Annotated in this window: 11 protein-coding genes; all 11 read right to left on the bottom strand. The window is 58.5% G+C overall.

Annotated elements, in window-relative coordinates:
- Nucleotides 1-286: HAD hydrolase-like protein (locus ACK4TM_RS15980; RefSeq protein ID WP_409703078.1), on the bottom strand; the 286-nt coding region annotated here is incomplete at its 3' end.
- Nucleotides 279-1,334, bottom strand: a complete 1,056-nt coding sequence (locus tag ACK4TM_RS15985) for an RluA family pseudouridine synthase (RefSeq protein ID WP_409703081.1) — start codon at nucleotides 1,332-1,334, stop codon at nucleotides 279-281. The genes ACK4TM_RS15985 and ACK4TM_RS15980, both read right to left, overlap by 8 nt.
- Nucleotides 1,331-1,690: a fluoride efflux transporter CrcB gene (crcB, locus tag ACK4TM_RS15990; RefSeq protein WP_409703084.1), complete on the bottom strand. Its 360-nt coding sequence runs from the start codon at nucleotides 1,688-1,690 to the stop codon at nucleotides 1,331-1,333. Before crcB ends, ACK4TM_RS15985 begins: the two co-directional genes overlap by 4 nt.
- Before the next feature lie 31 nt (nucleotides 1,691-1,721).
- Nucleotides 1,722-3,032: a replication-associated recombination protein A gene (locus tag ACK4TM_RS15995; RefSeq protein WP_409703087.1), complete on the bottom strand. Its 1,311-nt coding sequence runs from the start codon at nucleotides 3,030-3,032 to the stop codon at nucleotides 1,722-1,724.
- 83 nt (nucleotides 3,033-3,115) lie between these two features.
- Nucleotides 3,116-3,535: a 50S ribosomal protein L17 gene (gene rplQ / locus ACK4TM_RS16000; protein ID WP_213395655.1), complete on the bottom strand. Its 420-nt coding sequence runs from the start codon at nucleotides 3,533-3,535 to the stop codon at nucleotides 3,116-3,118.
- A gap of 121 nt (nucleotides 3,536-3,656) precedes the next feature.
- Nucleotides 3,657-4,673, bottom strand: coding sequence for a DNA-directed RNA polymerase subunit alpha (locus ACK4TM_RS16005; protein WP_409703091.1), 1,017 nt, complete (start codon nucleotides 4,671-4,673; stop codon nucleotides 3,657-3,659).
- A 113-nt stretch (nucleotides 4,674-4,786) separates the two neighbouring features.
- A complete protein-coding gene (gene rpsK / locus ACK4TM_RS16010; protein WP_007206630.1) occupies nucleotides 4,787-5,176 on the bottom strand; it encodes a 30S ribosomal protein S11 in 390 nt (129 codons plus the stop codon).
- Between the two features lie 13 nt (nucleotides 5,177-5,189).
- Entirely contained in the window at nucleotides 5,190-5,558 is a 369-nt protein-coding gene (gene rpsM / locus ACK4TM_RS16015; RefSeq protein ID WP_409703095.1) for a 30S ribosomal protein S13, read from the bottom strand.
- A 198-nt stretch (nucleotides 5,559-5,756) separates the two neighbouring features.
- The gene (locus tag ACK4TM_RS16020; protein ID WP_409703098.1) at nucleotides 5,757-6,335 is read right to left on the bottom strand and encodes an adenylate kinase; all 579 of its coding nucleotides are present in this window, start codon (nucleotides 6,333-6,335) and stop codon (nucleotides 5,757-5,759) included.
- Nucleotides 6,332-7,693 (bottom strand): preprotein translocase subunit SecY, encoded by a 1,362-nt coding sequence (gene secY / locus ACK4TM_RS16025; RefSeq protein WP_409703101.1) that lies wholly within the window; start codon nucleotides 7,691-7,693, stop codon nucleotides 6,332-6,334. Before secY ends, ACK4TM_RS16020 begins: the two co-directional genes overlap by 4 nt.
- 106 nt (nucleotides 7,694-7,799) lie before the next feature.
- A complete protein-coding gene (gene rplO / locus ACK4TM_RS16030; protein ID WP_409703104.1) occupies nucleotides 7,800-8,222 on the bottom strand; it encodes a 50S ribosomal protein L15 in 423 nt (140 codons plus the stop codon).
- Nucleotides 8,223-8,245: the final 23 nt, after the last annotated feature.

Raw genomic sequence — 8,245 nt, forward strand, 5'->3', positions numbered from 1 at the left:
CGGGATAAAGCGGGCTTTTTTCATCCTTCCCGTCCGCACCGCGCAACGCCATATAACTGTCCTTATAGGCCTGCACCACGCGCGCCTGCTGCCCGATGGGCAGATCAGGGCAAAGTCGTGCCACGGCCACATCCAGCGACAGGCCGACAATAGAAAGGATGCGGGTGCGGTCCGGCACGATCAGGTCCTCAGACGTGAAGGCCGTGGTCATCGAGGCCACGATTTCAGCCTGACTATCGACCAGCGTGCCGTCGACGTCGAATATCACAAGGCGCAGATCAGACATCGGGCATATTGAACGGATCAACCGGGGCATGGCCCACGATCCAGCCGACGAAATCCCAGGTGTTCTGCATATGCTCTGGCAAGGGGGCCGTGATATGCAGGGTCTTGCCGGTGGCGGGGTGTTCGATGGTCAGGCTGCGGGCGTGCAGATGCATCTTGCGCCCGATCTCGCTGCCCATGCTGGCGCCCCAGCCGTCGCCAAGGTTTTCCTGACCCGACCCGCCATATTTGCCATCGCCGATGATCGGATGCCCGATTTCAGCCATATGCGCGCGCAACTGATGGGTCCGGCCTGTGATCGGCACGAGCGCACACCATGCGGCACGGCTGGCCAGCGTATCCATCACAGCGTAATCGGATGCGGCACGTTTTGCGCCTTCGGTGCTCGCGATGTCATTGGGATGCACGCAGCGCATCTTTTCATTTTCGCCGCCTTTGCCGTGGCCGGGGGCCTTGACCAGACCGTATTTGATCGTGCCCGCGCGCGGATGCGGCACACCGGCGACAGCGGCCCAATAAATCTTGCGGGTTTCGCGGTGTTTGAGGTTCTCGGTCAATTGCTTGGCCATCATCCGCGTCCGCGCCAGCAGCAGGACACCCGATGTATCTCGGTCCAGCCGGTGCACCAGCCGTGGCTTTTCGTCGTAATCGAACATCAGCGCTTCGGCCATGCCATCGACATGGCGGGTGGTGTTGGTGCCACCTTGTGTGGCCAGACCGTGCGGTTTGTTGATCGCGATGATATGCTCATCCTTATAGATCACGCAGGACTGGATCAGCTTGGCATCCGCTTTGGTCACGCCGTGGCGGGCCAGTGACGCAGCCGCTGCTGCCTCTTCCTCTGTCGGGAGCGGCGGGATGCGGATTTTCTGTCCGATTTCAAGGCGCGTGCTGGTTTTCACCCGCCCGCCATCCACGCGCAATTCGCCCTTGCGGCACAACTTTTCGATGCGCCCCTGCGTCAGATGCGGGAACAGGCGGCGCAGATAGCGGTCCAGCCGCTGATCGCCGTCGTCGGGGCCGATGGTTCTGGTGTGTACACCGCTCATGTCGTTAATCCTTTGGCAAGCCACAGGCCCAATCCGCAGGCCGCAATTGATAATATCACCGACGCCAGCACATAGCCGCTCGCCGCCATGATGCGCCCCGCCTCGACCAGCCGGATCGTATCAAGAGAGAAAGTCGAGAAGGTCGTGAACCCGCCCAGAACGCCCATCATCACGAAGGGAATCCAGTTCTGCAAACCGCGCGCGGCCAGAAGTATCCAGACCAGCCCGATCGCAAAAGATCCCAGCACGTTGACCACAAGCGTGCCGACGGGAAAGGCCACCGCCATCCCGACAAGATAGCGCAGCACAGAGCCAAGAGCCCCACCAAAAGCCACAGAGATCACAGGTGTCATCATCGCCTTGCCTTGACCTTTTGGCGCGGGGAAGTCAATTCTTGCCCCGCTTGGCGCGCAGCCCAGCAAAGAAATCGACACGTTTCTTGAGTTCACGTTCAAAGCCGCGATCAACGGGCAGATAGTAAATGCCACGTTTCATGGTTTCGGGGAAATAATTCTGGCCACTGAACCCGTCTTCGGCATCGTGGTCATAGGCATAGCCCGCCCCGAACCCCTGTTCCTTCATCAACTTGGTCGGCGCGTTCATGATATGCGCGGGGGGCGGTTCTGATCCGGTCTGTTTGGCTGCCGCGACCGCCGCCTTATATGCGACATAGGCCGCGTTGGATTTCGGCGCGAGCGCCAGATAGGTCACCGCCTGCGCCAGCGCCAGTTCACCTTCGGGGCTGCCCAGCCGTTCATAGGTTTCCCACGACTGCAGACAAACGGCCTGCGCCTGTGGATCGGCCAGCCCGATATCCTCGACCGCCATGCGGGTGATCCGGCGGGCCAGATAGCGCGGGTCTTCTCCACCCGCCAGCATACGCGCGAACCAGTACAGGGCGGCATCCGGGTCCGACCCACGCACCGATTTATGCAGGGCAGAGATCAGATTATAATGTTCCTCGCCTGATTTGTCGTATTTCACCGCGCGCTTCATCAACCGTTTGGTCAGATCGTCGCGGGTCAGTTTGGCGTCGGTCTTCCACGCCGCCACCTGCTCGATCAGATTGAGCAGCGCACGTCCGTCGCCATCGGCCATGTCCAGCAAAGCCTCGCGCGCGGTCCCATCCAGCGGCAGGGCGCGGCCCAGTTCCTGTTCCGCGCGTTGGGCGAGCAGTTCGAGATCGGTCAATGTCAGACGGGTCAGGATAAAGACCTGTGACCGGCTCAGCAGCGCGGCATTCAGTTCAAAGCTGGGGTTTTCCGTTGTGGCCCCGACCAACAAGATCGTGCCATCTTCCATATAGGGCAAAAAGCCGTCCTGCTGCGCCTTGTTGAACCGGTGGATTTCATCGACGAACAGCAGCGTGCCTTCGCCATTCTGACGGCGCATCTTCGCGCCTTCAAAGACTTTGCGCAATTCCGGCACGCCAGTGAAAATCGCGCTGATCTGGACAAAATGCAGGTCGGTTTCATCCGCCAACAGGCGCGCGATAGTCGTTTTGCCCACACCGGGCGGGCCCCAGAAAATAAGCGATGACAAGGACCCTGACGCCAGCATCGTGCCAAGTGGTGCATCAGAGCCAAGCACCTGTTGCTGGCCGATCACCTCTGACAAACGCTTTGGCCGCAACCGATCCGCCAGCGGGCGTGGGCCTGCGGGGGTTTTGTCGGGGGCGCTGTCGAACAGGTCAGGCATGATGCGATGATAGACTTTCCGTAAAAAAGAGAAAGCCCCGCCAATCTGGCAGGGCTTTGCAAGAATTCAGCGTGGCGGAGAAATTAATCCTCCATCGCCTCGAACTCGGCCAGACGGGCCTTATCGGCGGCACCCTTGGCATTCACGTCGCGGTCCACGAATTCGATGATTGCCATCGGTGCCATGTCGCCATAACGGAAACCGGCTTTCATGATGCGGACGTAACCGCCCTGACGTTCGGCGTAACGGGGGCCGATGATCTCAAACAGCTTGGCCGTGTGAATGTCTTGCTTGAGCTGGGCATCGGCCTGACGGCGGGCGTGCAGATCGCCGCGCTTGCCCAAGGTGACCAGCTTTTCAACGATGCGGCGCAGTTCTTTGGCCTTTGGCAGCGTTGTCTTGATTTGTTCATGTTCGATCAGGGCCCCGGCCATGTTGGCGAACATGGCTTTACGGTGTTCGTGGGTCCGGTTCAGTTTGCGGTAACCGCTTGCGTGACGCATTTGAAGTCTCCTAAAGGTTTATACTTTGTCCAACGGTCTGATGCGTGCCAGCCGTATTATTGAGGCGGAATTGCCCAGGGTGGTGCGTGTAGGGTGCGTATGAATACGCACCCTACGGGTCTTAAAACTGGTCTTCGAACTTTTTCGCCAGATCTTCGATATTGTCCGGCGGCCAATCCTCGACATCCATGCCAAGGTGCAGACCCATGCCCGACAACACTTCCTTGATTTCGTTCAAGGATTTGCGGCCAAAGTTCGGGGTGCGCAGCATTTCTGCTTCGGTTTTCTGGATCAGATCGCCGATATAGACGATGTTGTCGTTCTTGAGGCAGTTTGCCGAACGGACAGACAGTTCCAGCTCGTCCACTTTCTTGAGCAGCAGCGGGTTGAATTCCAACCCGTCGTCGTCCGCACCAGCCGAAGCCGATTCAGGCTCGTCAAAGTTCACGAAGATCGACAACTGGTCCTGCAGAATGCGCGCGGCATAGGCCACGGCATCGTCAGGCGACAGCGAACCATCGGTTTCCACCTTCATCGTCAGCTTGTCGTAATCCAGCACCTGACCTTCGCGGGTCGGCTGCACGTCATAGGACACTTTTTTCACTGGCGAATAGATCGCGTCGATGGCGATCATGCCGATCGGCGCGTCTTCCGGCTTGTTCTTGTCAGCGGCAACGTAGCCCTTGCCGGTGTTCACGGTAAGTTCCATGTACAGATCGGCACCTTCATCAAGGTGGCAGATCACATGATCCTTGTTCAGAATCTCGATCCCGGCAGTTTCCGAGATATCGGCAGCGGTCACAACGCCCGGGCCTTTGGCCTGAACGGACAAACGCTTTGGACCTTCGACTTCCATACGGATGGCGACGCCTTTGAGGTTCAGCACGATATCGGTGACGTCTTCGCGCACACCCGATACGGATGAAAACTCATGCAGCACATTATCAATCTGCACGGCAGTAATGGCGGCACCTTGCAGCGACGACATCAGAATGCGGCGCAAAGCATTGCCAAGCGTCAGGCCAAAGCCACGCTCCAGCGGTTCGGCGATAACAGTGGCCTGTCGCATCGGGTCATTGCCCGGCTTGACGTCAAGCTGTGTCGGCTTGATCAACTCAGCCCAGTTTTTATGGATCATATGTCCCTCCATCCTTGTTTGCCTTCATGTCCAAAAAGGCAAACGCCCGAGGTTTCAAAATAACGGACTGGGGCCGTGCACAAAATGCACGACCCCAAGGCGTTTCGTATGGTTCAGACGCGGCGGCGCTTTGGCGGACGGCAGCCGTTATGCGCCATCGGGGTCACGTCACGGATCGATGTGATGTTGAACCCGGCAGCAGCCAACGCGCGCAATGCAGATTCACGGCCGGAACCCGGACCCTGCACTTCGACTTCCAGCGTTTTCACGCCGTGATCCTGAGCCTTCTTACCTGCATCTTCCGCAGCCATCTGGGCCGCGTAAGGTGTCGATTTCCGCGATCCTTTGAAGCCCATCGTGCCGGCGGACGACCATGCGATCGCATTGCCCTGCACGTCGGAAATCAGGATCTTGGTATTGTTGAACGAAGAATTCACATGAGCAACGCCAGCGGCGATGTTCTTGGAGACCTTCTTTTTGGTGCGTTTTGTATCGCGTGCCATCTGTCAGGTCCCCTTATTTCTTCTTGCCGGCAATGGCCTTTGCAGGGCCTTTGCGTGTGCGCGCGTTGGTATGGGTCCGCTGACCACGTACCGGCAGGTTGCGACGATGACGCAGGCCACGGTAGCAGCCAAGGTCCATCAGGCGCTTGATGTTCATCTGCGTTTCACGACGCAGATCACCTTCGACAGTCAGGTTGGCGTCTATGAATTCGCGGATTGTCAGAATCTCTGCATCCGACAGATCGTTGACGCGGCGGGCGCGGTCGATCTTGGTTGCTTCGCAGATCTGTTCGGCAATGGCGGGGCCAATACCAGTGATATAGGTGAGGGCGATTGGAACCCGCTTTGCAGTCGGGATGTTTACGCCGGCAATACGTGCCACGTGTGCAATTCCTTTTCGTTGCGGGTCCGTGATGCCAGACCCTTTTTTCACAACGGAAGCCCGGACCAAAAGGCGCCGGGCTGCGTCATATCAGGTAACTCGCGCAATCAGGGGGCGACCCGGACCGCGCGCATTGATTCCCTTTCGGGATGGCGCTGTTTAGGAGGCAATGCCCGCATCGTCAAGGGCCAGCGGCCCTTAACCGATCGCATCCGCGATGCTTTGCGCAACATCGTCCATGCTGGCCAGACCATCGACCGTTTTCAGGTTACCCTTGGCGTAATAATACCCCACCAGCGGGCTGGTCTGCTTGTAATAGGCCAAAAGCCGGGTCCTCAGGCTGTCTGCATTGTCATCGGCACGCGCCTGCCCGCCTGCTGCCACGGAATCTGCCGCACGCCCAAGGATACGTTCCACCAGCACATCATCATTGACCTGCAATTCAATCACGTGGTGAAGGGTCGCACCGATTTCGCCCAGCAACTCGCCCAAGGCATCGGCCTGCGCCAAAGTGCGCGGGAACCCATCGAAGATAAAGCCACCGTGTTCGCCACCCGCCAAAAGCTGTTCGCGGATCAGGCCGATCACGATCTCATCTGTGACCAATTCGCCGCGGTCCATCACCTCGGCGACCCTGCGGCCCATCTCGGTGCCGCTGGTGCGCGCAGCGCGCAACATGTCGCCCGTGCTGAGTTGCACCATATTGCGTTCTTCAACCAACCGGCGGGCTTGGGTTCCCTTGCCCGCGCCGGGTGGTCCTAAAAGTATGATGTTCATCTGCGCGACGGCCCCTTTTTCTTGGTCGTGCTACGCTTGCCACGCAGCTGCGACTTTTCGATCAGGCCTTCGTATTGATGCGCGACCAGATGCGACTGAATCTGCTGGATCGTATCCATCCCGACCGACACGATGATCAACACCGATGTGCCGCCAAAATAGAACGGGATCGACAATTCGGCGCGGATGATTTCCGGCAGCAAGGCAACCAGCGCCAGATACCCGGACCCAAGCACCAGAATACGTGTCACAACGTAATCCAGATATTCCTCGGTCCGTTTGCCGGGGCGGATACCGGGCACGAAACCGTTCTGGTTCTTGAGGTTCTCGGCCACGTCTTCGGTCTTGAAGGCGACTTCACGGGTATAGAAATAGGTGAAGAAGATGATCATGCCACCAAAGAAAATCAGATAAAGCGGCTGACCGGGGCCAAACAGCGCCAGAATGGTCGACATGAACGGCCCGCTGGTCCCGCCACTGAACGTGCTGATCGTGGTCGGCAGAAGCAACAAGGCAGAGGCAAAGATCGCGGGGATCACACCGGCGGGGTTCACCTTGATCGGCAGGTGGCTGGATGATCCGTCATAGACTTTCATACCGCGCTGCTGGCGCGGATACTGAATATGAATCTTGCGCAGCGATCGTTCCATGAAGACCACGAAGGTCAGCACGACAATCACCATCAGCAATATCCCCACAATCACCAACGGGCTAATCGCGCCGGACCGGCCCTGGCTCAGGAACTGCGCCAAAGCGGCAGGAATTTCTGCAATGATGCCGACGAAAATGATCAGCGAAATACCGTTGCCGATGCCGCGTGCGGTGATCTGTTCACCGAGCCACATCAGGAACATCGTGCCGCCAACGATGGTGATCACGCATGAGGCGCGGAAAAAGAAACCTGGATCAGAGGCGAGACCGCCCGCCTCAAGACTGACCGCAAGCCCGTAGGCCTGTGCCGTCGCCAGCACCACGGTGCCGTAGCGGGTGTATTGGTTCAGCTTGCGGCGGCCTGCCTCGCCCTCTTTCTTGAGGTTCTTCAGCGGCTCCCACATCGACCCAAGCAACTGCATCACGATGGACGCAGAGATATACGGCATGATCCCAAGCGTGAAGATCGCCATCCGCGACAGCGCACCGCCGGTGAACATCGACAGGATGCCGCCGATACCGGCCTGTGCATCATCCATGAACTGCTGCAAGGCAATACCGTCGATCCCGGGAACCGGAATAAACGTGCCGAGACGGTAGATCATCAACAGGCCAATCGTGAATAGGATACGTTGGCGCAGTTCAGTTGCTTTGCCGAAGGCGCTCCAACTGACGTTGGCTGCCATTTGCTCTGCTGCAGAAGCCATAAGGGTCTCTTTTCATGATAAACGCCGCTGAACGGTTCCCCGATCAGCGGCGTTTGGGAAAAACACGAGAGCACATGTAAGCGACCCGGAGGCCGCTCACAAGGTGTTACTCTGCCGCTGCCGGAGTTGTGGTGACGGTCAATGAGCCGCCGGCCTTGGCCACCGCATCCACAGCGCCCTGCGACGCGCCGGTCACGCTGATCGTGGCTTTCGAGGTGAATTCACCCTTGGCCAGAACGCGGATACCGTCCTTCTTGCGACGCACCAGACCGGATGCGATCAGCGCATCTTCGGTGATGTCGTTCTTGATGTCGATTTTGCCTTCGTCGATGAATTTCTGGATCAGGCCCAGATTGACGACAGAGAAAGCCTTGCGGTTCGGCTTGTTGAAGCCACGCTTGGGCAGACGCTGGTAAAGCGGCATCTGGCCACCTTCGTAGCCTTTGATCGCCACGCCGGAACGTGATTTCTGGCCTTTGATACCACGGCCACCGGTTTTACCCATGCCCGAACCCGCACCACGGCCAATACGCTTTTTGCGCTGTGTGGCGC

The sequence above is a fragment of the Yoonia sp. genome, assembly GCF_046292185.1.
In the GTDB taxonomy this organism is placed as follows: Bacteria; Pseudomonadota; Alphaproteobacteria; order Rhodobacterales; family Rhodobacteraceae; genus Yoonia.